This is a genomic window from Modestobacter lacusdianchii (assembly GCF_054177765.1).
The window spans coordinates 1-569 of sequence record NZ_JBJJTJ010000072.1 but is presented as its reverse complement, the minus strand read 5'-3'; the positions used below and the strand labels follow the sequence as shown (position 1 = coordinate 569).

Genomic DNA, 569 nt, shown 5'->3' with positions numbered 1-569 from the left:
GCCGGTGGCCCAACCCTTGTGGAGGGAGCCGTCGAAGGCGGGATCGGCGATTGGGACGAAGTCGTAACAAGGTAGCCGTACCGGAAGGTGCGGCTGGATCACCTCCTTTCTAAGGAGCACTGGCCGCACTCCTCGTGGGTGTGGTCCAGAGCCGTGCGCGGACCGTGAAGGTCCACCAACTGTGGTGGGTCTCGGGTGTTCGTGACGGAGCTCGAGGGTGGAACGCTGACCAGTTCGGCCTGGTGCTCAAGCTTGCTGCTCGTACGGCCCTTCTCGGAGGGTGTGGATCGTGGTGGGTGTGGGTGGTCTGGTCGTAGGCACGCTGTTGGGTCCTGAGGGAGCGGGCCCCCTGTGGTGGGGGTGTGTTTCTTCTGCGGAGATCCACTGGATGTCGTACCGCCCGGGTTGCCGGGGTCTGGCGGTGTCGGGGTGTGGGTGATCGTCCGTACTTTGAGAACTGCACAGTGGACGCGAGCATCTAGTAGTACTCAAGTATCTGGATGCCTGCGCTGATCCGCGTACTGCTCATCTGGTGGGTCGTGCTCTCTTCGGGGGGTGGGGCCTGTGTT

1 rRNA gene is annotated in these 569 nt (G+C 63.3%); it reads left to right on the top strand.

Going from position 1 to position 569, the window contains the following annotated elements:
• Positions 1–109: ribosomal RNA gene (locus ACJTNH_RS20755) — 16S ribosomal RNA — on the top strand; the annotation flags it as partial.
• Positions 110–569: the final 460 nt, after the last annotated feature.